This is a genomic window from Pseudomonas sp. ICMP 8385, from assembly GCF_002699915.1.
Lineage (GTDB): Bacteria > Pseudomonadota > Gammaproteobacteria > Pseudomonadales > Pseudomonadaceae > Aquipseudomonas > Aquipseudomonas gessardii.
This window is the reverse complement of record NZ_LKBY01000113.1, coordinates 25,147-41,224: the sequence shown is the minus strand read 5'-3', so window position 1 is coordinate 41,224 and position 16,078 is coordinate 25,147. Positions and strand designations below refer to the sequence as shown.

The window sequence follows — 16,078 nt, the reverse complement described above, 5'->3', positions numbered from 1 at the left end:
CAGGGCCGCGGCGTTGAGGGTATTGGGGGACACAAAGGGGGGCTTGGGCGGACAGGGTTGGACGACCGGCGATCCATGACAGAACGCCGGCGCCCGCAGCAGGCAGCTTAGAACGCCAGGCCGACCTTGAAGCCGTACTCGTCGCGCTTGAGCTTGGTGTTATCGGCCACTTCGGAGTCCGCATCGAGCTTGTATTCGGTACGGGTGTAATACAGGCCCGCCATCACCGGCAGGTCGCCGTTCTGGTTCATCAGCAGGCTGACTTCGGCGTAGGGGTTGGTGCGGTCCTTGAGGTCCACGGTGTCGCTGCCAATGCCGTCGACCTTGAGCTTGGCGCGGCCATCGAGGGTGTAGCGGGCGCCTGCTTCGACGCGCAGGGTCATGCTGTCGAACTGATGGTTGTAACCCAGGGCGGCCTTGGCAAACGGCGACTTGCTGGTGAGTTGCATGTCGTAGTCGCCGGACTCCGGCTCGTAGCGGGTCCAGTTGTAGCCACCACCGACCAGTACATCGACAAAATTGCGCGCATCCAGCGCGGCGCGCCAACCCAGGTCGAGGTCGGCCTGGCCTTCCTTGAGCTTGTTGTCGCTTTTCTTGCCGAACTTGGCGTCCACGCCAGCCTGGTAGATAAAGCCGGATTCGGCGGTCAGCTTGTTGCCGAAGTTATAGAACAGGCCCGCTTGCGGCATCTGGTCCTTGTCGCTTTCACTGCCGCCTTCGAGCTTGAAGTCGTTGTAGCTGCCCAGGATACCGAACGTGGAAATCGGATCGGTGGACGGTGCAGCGAATACCATGGCCGGTGCGGCAACCAGGGCCAGGAGCGAGGAATTCTTGAGGAATTTTCCGAATAGCTTGGACATCGTCTTACATCTCCTTCTTGGGTGGGCAAATTATTCAGGAAACGGTTCGAGCCCCCCGTTTTGCGAAAGGTTCGATTTAATTTGCCCGGTCAAACGGAGGTAAAACGCTTCAGTGAAGGCTCTGGATCAAGCCTCCTGGAGCCGGTCCATCAGCTGTCGGCCAACAGTTGCACCAGTTTCGCACGCAGTGGCGGGTAATCGGGGACACGTAAAGCAAAGGCTTCGCGCAGCAGGGCCAACAGCTCATCCACGTCCGTGATCCTGTGCTTCTCGCTGTCGCGGCCCAGGTAATGAATCGCATAGTGGCCGTTGTTCAGGGTACGCCGCAGCCCAGGCCCGACCAGCGCCACTTTCAAGTGGTTCATAAATGGCGAGTCGGGATGCGTGGAGACATACCAGTTGCCGACTTCATAGTCGAAGTGCGACTGCGACTGCAGGTCGAACACGTACAGCCCGCGCCACTCCTCGCCGACCTGGGCCCACAGGGTGTAGCTGGCGTCGTTCAAGGTCAGGCGATAGGGTTCATGGGCCGTGGCCTGGGGCGCCAGGTTATCCAGTTGCAATGGGCTGCTTGGCACCATGCCACCAAAGGCGACATCGCTGATGTAGCGCACACCCGCCAGGGTCACCAGGGCCAGGCGATGGGTGCGTGAGGTATGCGCATCGGGCGGCCCACCGATCACCACGCGGCCGGTGATGCCGCGGGCATCAAAGCCCAGCTCTTGCAACAACGCCAGGAACATCTGGTTCAGTTCGTAGCAATAGCCGCCCCGCCCATCGAACAGGACTTTCTGCTCGATGCTGGCCAAGTCCAGGGGCACCGGCAACTGTGACAGGACCGAGAGGTTTTCAAAGGCGAAGGTACAGACATGACGCAACTGCAACTGCGCCAGGGTCTCCAGGGTTGGTGCTGGCGGCGTGTCGTAACCCAGGCGTTGCAGGTACAGGCGGCTGTGGGTCAGGCGGGAAGAATCCTTGAGCATGACGCGATCCTTGGGCGCAGGGCGAAGGCTTCACTAATACCTGTAACCGTCGTCGCTGCCAATACTGATCTGTGGCAATAGATTGCAAGAATGCAGCACAAACTTTCTGAACCTTTCTGAATCAATCCGCATCCATTCCATAACAAAACAGGGAGGCAATATGGGCACGGCAACGATCTACACCATCCACTACAGGCTGCATGGCCAACCCAAGTCCTTTGTGGTGCGGGCGGAGGTCATGAATAACGCAGAGGCATGGCACTGGGCTAGCTGTGACGCCGGGGTGGCCCACGTCGGGCGCATTGGGCGTCCTGGTCATGAGCGCACCAAAAAAACCACCCGGCCATGGGCGGAGAAATACGGCATCACTGACGTTACCTGGATCGCCCCCAAGCACTTGTAGGCATTGGCGGCCTGGTTTCTTCTCACCCCCCGCCACAAATCATGAGAAGATGCCGCGCCGCGCAATACCCCTACTTGGCTTATGGAGACTGCATCCCGCATGTTCGAGATCAAACCTGTCGATCCGCAAACCTATCGCCAGCAGACACGCCGCAGCACGCTGATCGTCGCGGTGATCTTCATCGCCCTGGCCATGCTGCTGTCGAGCCTGGCGGTGATGCTGTTTGGCGAGCCCGGCGGCGACAACTTTCGCTTCAATATCGGCGGTGTGGTGGCGGGCGTGGTCCTGACCATCGCCCTGGTCCGCGGCCCGTTCTGGTCACAAGCCTGGCTGGCCCCCGCGGTCTATGGCTGGCAGCTCAAGCGCAACCTGATGCGGGTGACCAACGTCATGCACAAGGTCACCGAGCGGGTACAGGCCAACAATCCGGCGGCGCTGAAGCTGCTGCGGTTCTACCACCTGGGGCTGACGCAGATGCACGAGTTGGATGCCAATTCCAGCGCACAGGCGCAACTGGTCAGGGAAATCCAAGAACACCAGGCACAGATGAAGGCGCAGGGAATCGAAACTGAGCAAACGCGCCTGGACCCGGCGTGGTTGAAGGCCATGAGCGACACCTGAGGTGACAGGAGCCCGCTTGCGGGCTCCGGCAAAGGGCTCAGGCGGCGAAGAGCACGCCCAGGTCCAGATGCCCGTCCTTGAGCGGCGGGCACCAGTAGTAACCACCGGTCAGCGGCGTGCTGATGCGGTACAGGCCATCGACAATCCCGTCTTCCAGGCCACTCATGCGGCGCAACTGGGCCTCGAAGGCATCAAAGGAATGGCCGAATGCGAGGAACATCAACCCCGCCTGGCCATTTTCGGCCCAGGGCATCGAGCGGCGCACCACAAAGGCTTCGGGGGCGAAGCTCTCCTGGGCGGTGCGCTTGACGTGGGCAGACTCGGGGGCGTCCTCCAGCTCTTCGTTATCGCCATGGCGACGCCCGATGATGTGGTCGCGCTCCTGGGCCGGCAAGGCGGCGAAACCGTCCAGGTCGTGCTGCCATTGCTGGATCGCGGCAAAGCTGGCGCCGCTGTCGGCAACGGCGGCTTGGACGGCGGCATCGTCGCGGGGGTTTTCGGTGCCGTCTTCGTAGTCGGTCAGGTCAAAGCCGCTCTTGTAGCGGAAACCTTCGGTCATCTGCACCAGGCGAAAAGCCGGCGCCAGGGCTTTCTCAAAAGCCCGGCTGCGCAGCAGCAATTCACCACGGTCTGCGCCATGCAGCCAGCACCACAACGCCTGCTGGGTGGATGGGTTGTCGGCACCAGGCGCCGAGATAGGCGGGAAACTGCGCAGCCCGTCGACCTGCGCGCCAAGGGCCTTGACCAGCGGTTCACCCAAGCCCACCACCCCTGCCGAGTCGACCAGTTGCACCAGCGCATCCAGCGCTGCCGGCACGGCGTCAATGGATTCGATGGCAAAAAACAGATGGCGTGCCTGCAACGGCACCGGTGCGGCAAGAATGCCCGGCTGGTACTGACTCATATGAACTCCTTCAAGAAAGCCGCGTAGTTTACCCGGCACAGCCCCACGGTGCGTAGGGAAATACGTGTAAGCCTTGCAACAGAGCCCTCGGATGGGGGAATCTCTGACTCAAGCTGTGCAACCACTCCAGGGGTAGCGACATGACCACCACTCACCTGCTTGCCAATCTGTTTCCCACCGCCAACGACATTCCCGAGCAATTTCGCCTCGCCGCCCCCATCGAACAGCGCGACTATCTGGTCGATGGCCAGTTGCGCACCTGGAACGGCCCCTTGGCCCAGGTGCGCAGCCCGGTCCAGTTGGCGGGCGCTGACGGCGACACGCCAGTGATAATCGGCAACACGCCCCTGCTGGATGCCGAAACCGCCCTGCTCGCCCTCGATGCCGCGGTGCGGGCCTATGATCGGGGCCAGGGCCAGTGGCCTACGATGCGGGTGGTCGAGCGGATCCAGCATGTCGAGGCGTTTTTGCGGCGCATGCGCGAACAGCGCGATGCCGTGGTGAAACTGCTGATGTGGGAAATCGGCAAGAACCTCAAGGACTCGCAGAAAGAATTCGACCGCACCTGCGACTACATCACCGACACCATCAATGCCCTCAAGGAACTGGACCGCCGCTCCAGCCGCTTCGAGCTGGAACAGGACACCCTGGGGCAGATCCGTCGTGTGCCCATGGGCGTGGCGCTGTGCATGGGCCCCTACAATTACCCGCTCAACGAAACCTTCACCACACTGATCCCGGCGCTGATCATGGGCAACACCGTGGTGTTCAAGCCGGCCAAGCTCGGCGTGCTGTTGATCCGCCCGCTGCTGGAAGCCTTCCGCGACAGCTTCCCGGCCGGGGTTATCAACGTGATCTATGGCAGTGGCCGCGAGACCGTCAGCGCGCTGATGGCCAGCGGCAAGGTGGATATCTTTGCGTTTATCGGCACCAACAAGGCGGCCAGCGATTTGAAAAAGCTGCACCCGCGCCCCCATCGCCTGCGTGCGGCCCTGGGGCTGGATGCGAAAAACCCCGGCATCGTACTGCCTGAGGTCGACCTGGATAACGCCGTCAACGAGGCCCTCACCGGCTCGCTGTCCTTCAACGGCCAGCGCTGCACCGCGTTGAAAATCCTGTTTGTGCATGAGGCCGTGGTCGAGCGTTTCATCGAGAAATTCAACCACAAACTGGCCACTCTCAAGCCGGGCATGCCCTGGGAAGACGGTGTGGCGCTGACGCCGTTGCCGGAAGTGGGCAAGGTGGACTACCTCAACGGCCTGGTGGCCGATGCCGAACAACAGGGGGCCAAGGTGGTGAATGCCAATGGCGGCGCCAGCCGTGGCTCCTTCTTCTACCCGGCGATGCTGTACCCGGTGAGCCCGCAGATGCGCGTGTATCACGAGGAACAGTTCGGCCCGGTGGTCCCCATCGTGCCCTACCGCGACCTGGACACGGTGATCGACTATGTCCTGGAGTCGGATTTCGGCCAACAGTTGAGCCTCTTCGGCACCGACCCGGCGCAAATCGGGCGCCTGGTGGACACCTTTGCCAACCAGGTGGGCCGGATCAATATCAACGCCCAATGCCAGCGCGGCCCCGACACCTTCCCGTTCAATGGCCGCAAGAACTCGGCCGAGGGCACCTTGTCGGTGCATGACGCCCTGCGGGTGTTCTCGATCCGCACCCTGGTGGCCACCAAGTTCCAGGACAGCAACAAAGCGCTGATCAGCGATATCATTCGGGACCGGGCGTCGAGCTTCCTGACCACCGACTATATTTTCTAAACTGCTCCCATGTAGGAGCGGGCTGTGTGGGAGCGGGCTTGCTCGCGATCGCGGTGTATCAGCACCAGATTTGTTGGCTGACACTCCGCGATCGCGAGCAAGCCCGCTCCCACACTGGACCCGCATAACATCTAAAGATGAGGCCTTCTTAATCCCGATGAATCTGCCGCCCTTCGCCCGTCGCCTGTTGCGGCCACTGCTCGACCCCTATCGCCGCTATCGCCATGCCAAACTGATCCACGCCATACGGGTTTCCATCGGCCTGCTCGCGACCATCCTGCTCACCACCGGTCTCAACCTACCCCATGGCGAATGGGCGTCGGTGACCATGCTGGTGGTGATTGGTGGCCTGCAGCACCACGGCAATATCGGCAAGAAAGCCGTGGAGCGGGCCTACGGTACGCTGATCGGGGCCAGTGTCGGCCTGTTGCTGGTGGCGCAACAGGCTTACCTCGGCCAACCCTTGCTGACCTACCTGTTGATGTCAGTGGTGTGCGGCTTCTTTTCCTATCACGCCATCGGCAAGGGTGGGTACACCGCGCTGCTGTCGGGGATCACGGTATTTATCGTCGCCGGCCACGGCGATAACCCGCTGTCCGATGGCCTGTGGCGTACCGTCGATATTCTGATCGGCATCGCCCTGGCCCTGGCGTTTTCTTTCGCCCTGCCGCTGTATGCGGTGTACTCCTGGCGCTACAACCTGGCCAGTGCGCTGCGTGACTGTGCCGCTATCTACAGCCGGATCATCAGCGGCCAGTCAGTCACCGATGATGAACATCTCAAGCGGCTCAATCGCTTGAATGCGGCCATGTTGCAACTGCGTTCGCTGATGCCTTCGGTGTCCAAGGAGGTGCGGATTTCCATGACCGAGTTGGACGCGATCCAACGCCATCTGCGCATGTGCATCAGCACCCTGGAAATCCTTGGCAATACGCGCCCTGATCCACGGGATGAACAAGCCATGGCGCGCTTGCAATTGGCGCTCAAGACCCAGCATCGGCAGATTCGCGTGCAGTTGATCGGGATGGCGCGCGCCCTGCAATCGGGTGCCACGCAGCGGTTGGAGCGCACCCGTATTGCTGCGCCTGAGCCCCAGGCCCCGCTGGAGGCCCCGGTACACAGTGCGCTGGACGGCTATCGGTTATTGACCGCGCAACTGGCGGCAAACGTCGACGCGATGCACGCACGATTGGCGAACAGCGCCAAGGCGTGGAAGATCTGAAGCGTTTTACACAAAAACACGGATACCCTATTTTTCTTACAGTTTTTTCACGATTTATTCACATCCACAGACGTAGGGTGAAGCCTCATCCGTTACAAACGTTGCATATCAAGCCCGCCGCCCCAGCGGGCTTTTTTTTGCGCGTCATTTGATCAGCGCGCGACCTTGCCCGTGGCCGGCAACGCCGGCTGGCCACGAATCGCGCGCTGGGTATCCAGTACCCGCGCCAGTGCCGTTTCGGCCTCCGGGCTTTGCTGCGGCACACGAATGGCCGCCGAGACCAGCGTGATCAGCTTGGCCATGACTTCCGCGTCCGTGGCCGGGCGCCCCAGGCTCATGGAGTTCATCAGCAGGCGCAACTCGGTGCCGGCCATCACCCCGGAAATCGCCTTCAGGGCAAATTGCAGGCGCACCCCCAGCTCATTGCGCGGCAGGTCGGGCAACGCCAGGGCGAAGGCCTCGAAGAAACGCTGGAACACGGGCTGGTAGTGCACCTTGAGGTATTCCTGGATAAACGGCGAAGTATCGCTGTACACCCGGCCGAGGAAGCGAATGAAGGAGCGCCCTTCACCGCTGGCCGGATCACTGCGCTCCAGGCCCATGGCCGGGGCAAACAGCACGCCGAGCAAGGTATCGCAATCCAGCGGGCCGTCAGACTCCGCCTCGCACCGGGCAAGCAATTCCAGGCGCTGCTCGTTGAGCGGCTCCAGGCGCTGCATCAGTAATGTTTTCATCAGGGAGTCCTTGTCCCCGAAGTGATAATTTACTGCGGCGAGGTTGACCTGGGCCTTCTCGGTGATTTGCCGCAACAACACGGCATCGTAGCCGTACTTGATAAAAAGAGCCTCTGTCGCATCCAGCAGTCGAGTCTTGGTTACATTTGGAGCGCTGAGTTTCTTCGCGACCATATAAGTTCCACGGGGGAAATATGTTTTAAAAATAAATTTGATTTTTTATACCGGGGCGAGTGCCCGAAAGCAAGTAGTGACACTGCACCCTACTCTCCAAACGCGTTGCCGCCCGCCCCGCAAACGGCTTCCCCAGGGCAGGACCCGGCATTTTCCGGCCAGCGGTAGCGGCTCTGCCACAAGAAAAACCGCTCTATCTCTGTGGCTGGCGAAGCGGCTGGATCGCAGTTACTATTCAAACAATGTTTTTAAAACAAGAATAAAAACCCGCTGTTGGCAGCCGTCACGCAGGCCCTGAAGATGTTACAACGCTTTTCAGGAACAAGCCGGATTGCCGAAGCGCAAGGCGTAGTCATGATGACAGATACCCCAACGCTCCCAGGCTTTATTTCTCTGCAAGGCATCGGCAAAAGCTATCAATTGGCCGGACAACACTTGGCCATTCTCAATGACGTCAGCCTGTCCATCGCCCGTGGAGAAAGCTGCGGCATCCTCGGGGCTTCGGGCTCCGGCAAAAGTACCCTGCTCAATATCCTCGGCCTGCTGGACCTGCCCGACTGCGGCGCCTATCACTTCGCCGGCCATGACATTTTCCACGCCACGCCGGATCAACTGGCCGCGATCCGCAACCAGCAGATCGGCTTTGTGTTCCAGAGCTTCAACCTGCTGCCGCGCCTCAGCGCCCTGGACAACGTGGCCCTGCCCCTGGGTTATCGCGGTGTGTCGCGCCAGGAGTCGGTGGCGCGGGCCCTGCATATGCTGGAGCAGGTCGGCCTGGCCGAACGGGCCCACCATCGCCCCGCCGACCTGTCCGGCGGCCAGCGCCAGCGGGTGGCGATTGCCCGCGCGTTGGTGGGCGCGCCGGCGGTGATTCTGGCCGACGAACCCACCGGCAACCTCGACAGCCACACCGCCCAGGACATCATGGACCTGCTGCTGGCCCTGAACCACGAGCAGGGCGTCACGTTGATCATCGTCACCCACGACCCGCATATCGCCGAGCGCCTGAACCGCCAGATCCTGGTGCGCAACGGCGTGGTCCATGAGGCAGAATGCGTATGAGCCTGCGGGTCGAACAGAGCCTGAGCCAGTTGCTGCACGAAGCGTTTGTCAGCCTGCGAACCCTGGGCAAGCGCTCCATCCTGGCCCTGCTGGGGATTGTCATCGGCAGCTCATCGGTGGTCGCACTGATCAATATCGGGCATAACGCCGCCGAAGATGCGGCGATGATTTTCAAGGACATGGGCACCGACACCCTGGTGGCGCAGTTCCCGCCCAAGGGCAACAGCAGTGTGCCGATGCCCACCAGCCTGGACCTGCAAGCCGTACGCCAGGCGGTGCCTGGCATCCTCCACATCGGCGCGATTTCCTCGTTCAGCGGGCCGATCGTCTTTCATGGTCGCACCACCAATGCCGGCTTGATTGGCAGCACCCCGGGCCTCAAGGACGCCATGCGCCTGGTTCTGCGCGAAGGTCGCTTCCTGTCCGAGTTCGACAGCGGCGAAACCTACGCGGTGGTCGGCGACCAGATCGCCCAGGCGTTAAGCGCGCCCGGCGACCCGCTGCGCCTGGGCGATCGGGTGCGGGTCAACGACTATCTGTTCCTCGTCATCGGCATCCTGCAGGACCAGCCGCGCTCGATGCTGATTCCGGTGCAAAGCAACGAATCACTGTTCATCCCGGCTGCCGGCATGCGCCGTATCTATTCCACACCCCAGGTAGGCAGCGTGGTCCTGCGTGCAGCGGTCGGCCAGGACATGGAGCGCATCGCGGCCCAGGCCACCCAGGCCTTGGGCGCGCAACTCCCGGACCATATCGTCGAGATCCAGATCCCCCAGCAAATGATCGACGGCATGACTCGGCAAAGCCGCACATTCGCCTATCTGTTGCTGGCCCTGGGCGCCATCTCCCTGGTGGGTGGCGGGGTCGGCGTGATGAATGTGATGCTGATGAACGTCTCGGAACGCCGCCGGGAAATCGGCATCCGCATGGCCCTGGGCGCTCGCCAGCGGGATATCCGCAACCTGTTCCTGCTCGAAGCCGTCACCCTCACGGCCGTCGGCGCGCTGTGTGGCGCAGTGCTGGGCATGGGGGCGGCCTATCTCTACGCCTGGCTGTCGGGCTGGCAGTTTGCCCTGGCCGTATCGGCCCTGCCCCTGGGCGTGGGCAGTACGTTGCTGGTGGGGTTGTTTTTCGGGATCTACCCGGCCGTCTCGGCGTCACGCTTGCAGCCGGTGGAGGCCCTGCGCGATGAATAAACCCCTGCTGTGGCTGATCGCCCTGGTGAGCCTGCCCTGTGTGGCCGCCGATATGGTGATCCGCCCTTCGGCGCCGACCACCACGCGCAGCGGCTATGAGCGCAGTGTCTCGCTCAACGCCCAGCTCACCACCCTGACCCTGGGCGACGCGGTGTACCTGGGCCTGCGCAACAACCCGGCAATCCGCAGCGCCTACCTGCAGCGGGTGGCGCAGAAGTTCGACCTGCGGGTGGCCGAAGATGCCTTCAACCCCAAGCTGGTGCTCAACAGCGCCTACCGCACCACCCAGGGCAGTGACGACCGCGCCCGCAATGCCACCCTGTCACCGACCAGCAGCTTGCTCGGCGAGTACGGCACCCGCCTGAGCATGGGCTGGACCCAGCAACTGAACAACGCCAACCGTGCCGGGCGCTACCGCAGCGATGGCCTGGACCTGGCCATCATCCAGCCGCTGATGCGCGGCGCCGGCTGGGACGCCACTACTGCGCCACTGCGCTTGTCACGCCTGTCCGAACAGGCCAACCGCTTGAACCTCAAGGCCAGCGTCGCGCAGACCATCAGCCAGATCATCGCCACCTACCGCGAGCTGCTGCGGGCCCAGGAGCAACTGAGCATCGCCCAGGAGGCCCTCAAGCGTTCCAATACCCTGCTGGACGTCAACAAGGCGCTGATCAATGCCGGGCGCATGGCCGAATTTGAAATCGTCCAGACCGAAGCTGACATCGCCTCACAGCAACTGGGCGTCGAGGAAGCCCAGAACCAATTGGATATGAGTCGCCTGTCGTTGCTGCGCCTGCTGGCCCTGGACCTGGCGACACCGCTGCGTGCCACCGAAGCCCTGGAAGCCACGCGCATGGACATCGACAAGCGCGAGGCCTTCAACCTGGCGCAGAACCAGCAGCCCGAATACCTTTCGGCACTGCTGGGCAGCCAGCAGGCCGACCTCAACCTGGTGCTGGCCAAGGACTCCGGGCGCTGGCAGGTCGACCTGGTGGGCGGTGCCAACCAGATCCGCGCCAACACCGACAACGATGTGGGCAGTACCAGCAGCCGGCGCTGGGACAGTTATGCCGGTGTCCAGGTGCGCATTCCCATCGGCGATATCAGTACCCGCCAGGCCGAAGTCCGCGCACGCGTGGATGTAGAGAACCAGGCCATCCTGATCACCGACGCGCGCCAGGAACTGGAGCGCAGCGTCAATAACGTGGTGCGCGACCTTGGCACCCGCTGGCGCCAGTATGAAATTGCCCAGCGGGCTGTGGAGCTGTCCCGGCGCAAGCTTGAGATCGAACGGGACAAACTCAGTGCCGGGCGCTCCACCAACTTCCAGGTGCTGAGTTTTGAAGCCGACTTGCGCAGTGCCGAAAACGCCCGTCTCAATGCCCTGATTGCTTATTTAAATGCCCAGACCCAGCTCGACCTGACGCTGGGCATGACCTTGGAAAGTTGGGAAATCGCCCTCAATGACTACTAGAAAAGCCCTGCTGGGCGCTGCACTGCTGATGCTGCTGGGCGCTGGTGGATTTGCGCTGCTCAGTCGCCCAACGCCTGCCGCCAACCAATCCGGTACGGCCGAGCAATGGCAGGAGGTCAAGAGCGATGCCCTGGTGCACCAGATCGGCCTGGTCGGCAGGATCGAACCGGATACCACCATCACCCTGACCGCCCCGTTCGACGGCAATGTGCAGGCCAACCTGGTAGAACAGGGCCAACGGGTCGAAGCCGGCCAGGTCCTGTTGCGCATGGACCCGGCCACCCTGCAAGTGCAACTGCGCGAAGCGCTCTCCGCACAACTCAAGGCCCGGCGTACCGTGCAGGAAATGCAGGACTGGGACAGCGGCCCCACCGTCAGTCGCGCCCGACGCAGCCTGCGTACCTCGCAAATGAGCGCCGACAACACCCAGCGCAAACTGGTCGAAAGCGAAAACCTGTTCAAGCGCGGCATCATCCCGCGCAACGAACTGGACGACCTTAAACAGCAGGCCCAGCAGCAGCAATTGGACCTGGCCGCCGCCCGCAGCGAACTGCAACAGGCCCTGAACCAGGGTAAAGGCGAATACCGGCAGATTGCAGACATGGAATTGACCAACGCCACGGTCAAGTACGACGCCTTGCGCAAGCTGCTTGACGGCCAGGAGGTCAAGGCACCGTTTTCCGGGATCGTCGTACCCCCACCCGGCAGCAGCACCCCGCAGGGCGGTAACAACACCCCGCCAGTACAGGCGGGGAGCAAGGTCGGCCAGGGCCAGGTGCTGTTCGGGTTGGCCAATATCGAACGCCTGAAGATCGTCGCCAAAGTCTCGGAGCTGGATATCAACCAGTTGCACCAGGGCCAGCCGGTGGAGGTCATGGGCGACGGCTTTGACGGCGAGCACCTGAGCGGTTCGGTCAGCGTGGTCAGCAGCCTGGCGATTGCCAATGACAACCAGGGCAGCGCGCAATTCCCGGTGACCTTGTCCATTCCCAAATTGACCGACAAACAGCTGCAAAGGGTCCGCCTGGGCATGAGCGCGCGCCTGACTATCGTGACCTACAACAATGCCCAGGCGATCATCGTGCCGGCCCAGGCGATCAGCCATGGGGAAGATGGGCTTTGGGTGGCGTATCGGGCAGCCATGGACAAGCCGGTGGAGCGGGTGAACATCACCACGGGACAATCGACGGCCCAAGGCGTGGAAGTGTTTGGGCTCAAGCCTGGGTTTATCAAAACTGACTTGTGACGCCCTTTGCAGCGTGTCCGAAAAGCACTTGAAGAGCTTACCTACACAAATACAGGAAACTTACTACATCATAAGATATTGTAAAAAAATACGCCTTAGAAAAGTATTGTCATCCGTTTTGCCTCGGGCGACAGGTGCGCAATATGAACCGTTATTCAAATATCAAGAAAATGGTGGCCGGCGGTGATTTATTTTGGAGCCGAACACAAGAGGCCCGAATGAGCGGAATTGTCGCCGACAATCTCGGTGACGGCTTCATGCAAGTCAATGACGACAAATTCATAAACATGTGCTCTTACTCCTACCTTGGCCTGGACTCCAATATCGAAATCTTGAATGGCGCAATAACTGCACTCGACTCGTCGCGAACCTTAAACTCCTCCACGTCCCGTGTACGAATTCGTTTACCTTTTATTAGAAGAGGCAGAACATCCTGCCACTCATGTTTTTTGAACAGTGCGCACACTTCTGCTTGAGCGGGAGGATCACCAATATGTCGAAACTTATGACCCTCCAAGACAAGTACGATTTATTTTTTATACGACGAAATTCATGGCCTATCGGCGCAGGGTGCAAATGGCTGCGACTGGGCCTCAGACGACTTAAAACAGTTTTGTACAGCGGTAAATTCAATGCTGTAGATACAACCCCACACCTTAGGACGCCGTGACAAAAGGAACTTACATGTCATTACCCCCTCAGCGGGTGCTCCTTCTCGCGTGTTGCACGACCATAATCGCCCAGCTTGGTATAACACTGTACATACCTGCAACAACCCAGCTCGCCTCAAGACTAAATACAGAAGAGGCGGAAGGTTATAAAATTCTACTATTTTATTTGGGTGGCGCTGTACTACCGATAGTTTTTATGTCACGCCTGATTCGCAGTTTCGGGCGCTGCACTGCAATTCTCGTTTGCTGTGCAATTTTATTCATAGGTAGCGTACTGTCTTTACTCAGCTTTGGCCCCGAGGCGTTCTTTTTCTCCCGGTTTATGCAAGGCATAGGTGCTGGTGGAGGGGCTCTGATCGGCAGGACACTGTTAACAGATATCTCATCAGGGGCGGCACTTGCGAAAAACCTGTCCGGATTATCCTATTCATTTATTTTTGCACTTATCGGTGGACAAGTAGCGGGCGGCTTTCTGATATCAAGCCTTAACTGGATCGCTCTGCCATGCCTACTAATCATCGGATTGATACTCACCAGCACACTAGCCTTTATAATACGCGCGCGCCTTTACAAACTAGACACACTGACAAAAGAATCCACACCCACGCCAAACTACTACTCTATTGCAATCCAGCCCAGCTTTTATCTACCGGTCATTTTAGGAGGATGTGGCTATGGTATTTTTATTGTCTATCAAGGTATCGGAGCGTATGTATTTCACTCCAATTTTCGTTGGAATAGCGCCGATTACGGCACATTCGGCTTGTGGCTGGGCCTGGCTTATTACTTAGGTGCATTCACTGTAAGGCGAGCCTTGAACATTGTCAGTATTTGTCAATTATCAATTTCTGGTGCATGCCTATTAACCGCCGCAACCAGCGTGTTGTTTTTGGCCGCCTGGCAAAATATGTCAGTCCACTTGGCTATTGGGACCTATCTAGTTATTTGGTACGCCCAGGCAACGCTCTACCCATGTACAGCAGCCATGGCAGTAAACAGATTACCCGGCGCCAACCCAATGATGCTGTTTAGTTTTCTACAACAATTGGTGGCGTTAACATTTGGTGCTCTTGCGACTTTTTTTATCCCTTACGGCATTCAAACTGTGGCACTGCTCACGGCATGCCTGGCTGGATTTGGTGTAGTCACGGCATTTCTCATTCTAAAAAGAGAGGCTTGATATGGACATTATGCAGTTCACCAAGACGAGACCACTACTTTTCAGGACGCGTGCATCTGCATCGCAATCCTGAAGAAGCTAAAAACTTGAAGAGATCACGAGGCTCCTAATCGGCCTGCCAACGCCTTGGCCTGGATCGCCACATCCGTCACCGCCGTGCTCTCCCACCACATGCCGCGTAGCGGCGGGCCCATGGCAAAGAGCCGTTCACTGGCCACCCCCTGTTTATCCAGCACCGCCCCCGAGGCATCCGCCGCTATCCCCAGCGCCAATGGCCCGGGCTTGATCAAGCCGCGCGCCAGCAATTGCCTGGGCAACGGGCGGGCCACGCGGCGCCAGTCGTATTCGATCCCGCTGGAGTTGATCAAGGCCGCGCCACTGACGAAGGAGGTGTGCTGTTCGCCACGACGGCGCAAGCGCAGGGTCACTTCGCCGTTTACCGTGGGCTCCAGGCCCAGGAACGAAGCGGCCTGGATCCGCAGGCGCCCTTCCCCGTGCAGCCGCGCCACCAGCTCGGCGCTCAACGGTGGCGAGCGATGGTGATGGCTCTCCCACCAGGGCCGTACATGGCGCACGAACTGGCGTTTTTCGCGCTCGCTGGCCTGGCTCCACAGGCGGCCGATATGGGCGCGCACAGTGTCCAGGGGAGCTTGCCAGTCGATGCCCTGGGCCAGGGCGCTCTGGCATTGGCCGCGCACTGCCCGCAGTAGTTGCCGCGGGCTGCGCAGGCACTGATCTTCAGCGAAAAAATCCACCCAGGCCGGGGGTTGCCGGCGCACATGGGGCAGCAGGCCATGGCGTGAAAAAATCTCGATCGGCCCGCGATGCCCGGCCTGTTCCAGTGACACCACAGCATCGACCATGGTCAGGCCGGAGCCGATGATCAACACCGTGGAGTGTGGGTCCAGTTGCGTCATGGCGCGCACATCCCACGGGTCAAGCGCCGCCGCATTCAAGCCGCTGGAGTGGGTTTGCGGCGTGCGCGCCGCTGGGAACATGCCCGTGGCCAGTACGGCCTGGGCACCGTGCAGTGGTTGGCCGTCATCCAGGGTCAGGTGTACGCCGTCCGGTCCCACCTGCGTATCGATGACCTCGGCGCGGATGTGCGTGAGCGTTGACGCCGACCCCTCCCGGGCCTGCGCCAGTCGCTGTTGCGCATACAGGCCAAAGATCCCCCGGGGTGGGAACAGCTCGCTGACGGGGACGTGTTGCTGATCCGATTCCGGCCAGCCGCCAGCGGCGATGTAGTCGGTCAACCAGTGGGTCAAGTCGTCGGCGTTGTCCGGGTCCACACTCATGCGTGCCGCATTGCCATTGAGGGTGTGCCCCAGCTCCACCGCACTATAGGCTTCGCCCCGTCCAAGCTCTGCACGCGGCTCGATCACCAGAATCTTTCGCGTGCCGGGCAAACGCAGCAACTGCACGGCCAGCAGCGTACCGCTCAGCCCCCCGCCGATGATCAGCACATCGGCGTTGCAGATGGCCTTTGTCGCCTGTCCGCGTTCGGTTTCACTCATGCAAATATGCCCTTACTGGTTGCCCGAATAATGCTTATGCCCATCGCCTGCGCCAGCGTAAACCC

General features: G+C 60.6%; 14 protein-coding genes. 9 read left to right on the top strand and 5 right to left on the bottom strand.

Going from position 1 to position 16,078, the window contains the following annotated elements; translation table 11 throughout:
• Positions 1-107: 107 nt before the first annotated feature.
• Both AO268_RS20605 and AO268_RS20600 read right to left on the bottom strand, forming a co-directional pair.
• Positions 108-860 (bottom strand): outer membrane beta-barrel protein, encoded by a 753-nt coding sequence (locus AO268_RS20605; protein ID WP_099169669.1) that lies wholly within the window; start codon positions 858-860, stop codon positions 108-110.
• A gap of 149 nt (positions 861-1,009) precedes the next feature.
• On the bottom strand, positions 1,010-1,843 hold the full coding sequence (locus AO268_RS20600; RefSeq protein WP_099169668.1) for an arylamine N-acetyltransferase family protein: 834 nt from the start codon (positions 1,841-1,843) through the stop codon (positions 1,010-1,012).
• 160 nt (positions 1,844-2,003) lie between these two features.
• Between AO268_RS20600 and AO268_RS20595 the strand changes: the two genes are divergently transcribed.
• The gene (locus tag AO268_RS20595) at positions 2,004-2,246 is read left to right on the top strand and encodes a DUF6555 family protein (protein WP_076963308.1); all 243 of its coding nucleotides are present in this window, start codon (positions 2,004-2,006) and stop codon (positions 2,244-2,246) included.
• Between the two features lie 99 nt (positions 2,247-2,345).
• Positions 2,346-2,867, top strand: coding sequence for a DUF3087 domain-containing protein (locus AO268_RS20590; protein ID WP_076963309.1), 522 nt, complete (start codon positions 2,346-2,348; stop codon positions 2,865-2,867).
• Positions 2,868-2,904: 37 nt separating this feature from the next.
• On the opposite strand, the gene AO268_RS20585 is transcribed toward AO268_RS20590, so the two are convergent.
• On the bottom strand, positions 2,905-3,771 hold the full coding sequence (locus tag AO268_RS20585) for a Dyp-type peroxidase (RefSeq protein ID WP_076963310.1): 867 nt from the start codon (positions 3,769-3,771) through the stop codon (positions 2,905-2,907).
• Between the two features lie 140 nt (positions 3,772-3,911).
• Here AO268_RS20585 and AO268_RS20580 point away from each other — a divergent pair, with 140 nt between their 5' ends.
• Complete coding sequence (locus tag AO268_RS20580; RefSeq protein WP_099169667.1) at positions 3,912-5,537, top strand: NADP-dependent glyceraldehyde-3-phosphate dehydrogenase; 1,626 nt, start codon at positions 3,912-3,914, stop codon at positions 5,535-5,537.
• Positions 5,538-5,694: 157 nt separating this feature from the next.
• The gene (locus AO268_RS20575; RefSeq protein WP_099169666.1) at positions 5,695-6,759 is read left to right on the top strand and encodes an FUSC family protein; all 1,065 of its coding nucleotides are present in this window, start codon (positions 5,695-5,697) and stop codon (positions 6,757-6,759) included.
• A 152-nt stretch (positions 6,760-6,911) separates the two neighbouring features.
• On the opposite strand, the gene AO268_RS20570 is transcribed toward AO268_RS20575, so the two are convergent.
• Complete coding sequence (locus AO268_RS20570; RefSeq protein WP_076963680.1) at positions 6,912-7,667, bottom strand: TetR/AcrR family transcriptional regulator; 756 nt, start codon at positions 7,665-7,667, stop codon at positions 6,912-6,914.
• 354 nt (positions 7,668-8,021) lie between these two features.
• On the opposite strand from AO268_RS20570, the gene AO268_RS20565 reads away from it, so the two are divergent.
• The 5 genes from AO268_RS20565 to AO268_RS20545 all read left to right on the top strand — a co-directional run bounded on the left by AO268_RS20565 (position 8,022) and on the right by AO268_RS20545 (position 14,496).
• On the top strand, positions 8,022-8,729 hold the full coding sequence (locus AO268_RS20565; protein ID WP_076963681.1) for an ABC transporter ATP-binding protein: 708 nt from the start codon (positions 8,022-8,024) through the stop codon (positions 8,727-8,729).
• Positions 8,726-9,925: an ABC transporter permease gene (locus tag AO268_RS20560; RefSeq protein ID WP_099169665.1), complete on the top strand. Its 1,200-nt coding sequence runs from the start codon at positions 8,726-8,728 to the stop codon at positions 9,923-9,925. The genes AO268_RS20565 and AO268_RS20560 overlap by 4 nt, the downstream gene beginning before the upstream one ends.
• On the top strand, positions 9,918-11,399 hold the full coding sequence (locus AO268_RS20555) for a TolC family protein (RefSeq protein ID WP_099169664.1): 1,482 nt from the start codon (positions 9,918-9,920) through the stop codon (positions 11,397-11,399). Before AO268_RS20560 ends, AO268_RS20555 begins: the two co-directional genes overlap by 8 nt.
• Entirely contained in the window at positions 11,389-12,645 is a 1,257-nt protein-coding gene (locus AO268_RS20550; RefSeq protein ID WP_099169663.1) for an efflux RND transporter periplasmic adaptor subunit, read from the top strand. The genes AO268_RS20555 and AO268_RS20550 overlap by 11 nt, the downstream gene beginning before the upstream one ends.
• Before the next feature lie 684 nt (positions 12,646-13,329).
• Complete coding sequence (locus tag AO268_RS20545) at positions 13,330-14,496, top strand: MFS transporter (RefSeq protein ID WP_099169662.1); 1,167 nt, start codon at positions 13,330-13,332, stop codon at positions 14,494-14,496.
• A gap of 95 nt (positions 14,497-14,591) precedes the next feature.
• Here AO268_RS20545 and AO268_RS20540 read toward each other — a convergent pair whose 3' ends face one another.
• Positions 14,592-16,013: an FAD/NAD(P)-binding protein gene (locus AO268_RS20540; RefSeq protein WP_099169661.1), complete on the bottom strand. Its 1,422-nt coding sequence runs from the start codon at positions 16,011-16,013 to the stop codon at positions 14,592-14,594.
• Positions 16,014-16,078: the final 65 nt, after the last annotated feature.

Excerpts from the sequence above, each read along its gene's own strand:
- AO268_RS20545 (WP_099169662.1), top strand. The coding sequence starts at position 13,330 with ATGTCATTACCCCCTCAGCGGGTGCTCCTTCTCGCGTGTTGCACGACC.
- AO268_RS20570 (WP_076963680.1), bottom strand. The coding sequence starts at position 7,667 with ATGGTCGCGAAGAAACTCAGCGCTCCAAATGTAACCAAGACTCGACTG.
- AO268_RS20590 (WP_076963309.1), top strand. The coding sequence starts at position 2,346 with ATGTTCGAGATCAAACCTGTCGATCCGCAAACCTATCGCCAGCAGACA.
- AO268_RS20580 (WP_099169667.1), top strand. The coding sequence starts at position 3,912 with ATGACCACCACTCACCTGCTTGCCAATCTGTTTCCCACCGCCAACGAC.
- AO268_RS20550 (WP_099169663.1), top strand. The coding sequence starts at position 11,389 with ATGACTACTAGAAAAGCCCTGCTGGGCGCTGCACTGCTGATGCTGCTG.
- AO268_RS20585 (WP_076963310.1), bottom strand. The coding sequence starts at position 3,771 with ATGAGTCAGTACCAGCCGGGCATTCTTGCCGCACCGGTGCCGTTGCAG.
- AO268_RS20600 (WP_099169668.1), bottom strand. The coding sequence starts at position 1,843 with ATGCTCAAGGATTCTTCCCGCCTGACCCACAGCCGCCTGTACCTGCAA.
- AO268_RS20595 (WP_076963308.1), top strand. The coding sequence starts at position 2,004 with ATGGGCACGGCAACGATCTACACCATCCACTACAGGCTGCATGGCCAA.
- AO268_RS20605 (WP_099169669.1), bottom strand. The coding sequence starts at position 860 with ATGTCCAAGCTATTCGGAAAATTCCTCAAGAATTCCTCGCTCCTGGCC.
- AO268_RS20560 (WP_099169665.1), top strand. The coding sequence starts at position 8,726 with ATGAGCCTGCGGGTCGAACAGAGCCTGAGCCAGTTGCTGCACGAAGCG.
- AO268_RS20555 (WP_099169664.1), top strand. The coding sequence starts at position 9,918 with ATGAATAAACCCCTGCTGTGGCTGATCGCCCTGGTGAGCCTGCCCTGT.
- AO268_RS20575 (WP_099169666.1), top strand. The coding sequence starts at position 5,695 with ATGAATCTGCCGCCCTTCGCCCGTCGCCTGTTGCGGCCACTGCTCGAC.
- AO268_RS20540 (WP_099169661.1), bottom strand. The coding sequence starts at position 16,013 with ATGAGTGAAACCGAACGCGGACAGGCGACAAAGGCCATCTGCAACGCC.
- AO268_RS20565 (WP_076963681.1), top strand. The coding sequence starts at position 8,022 with ATGATGACAGATACCCCAACGCTCCCAGGCTTTATTTCTCTGCAAGGC.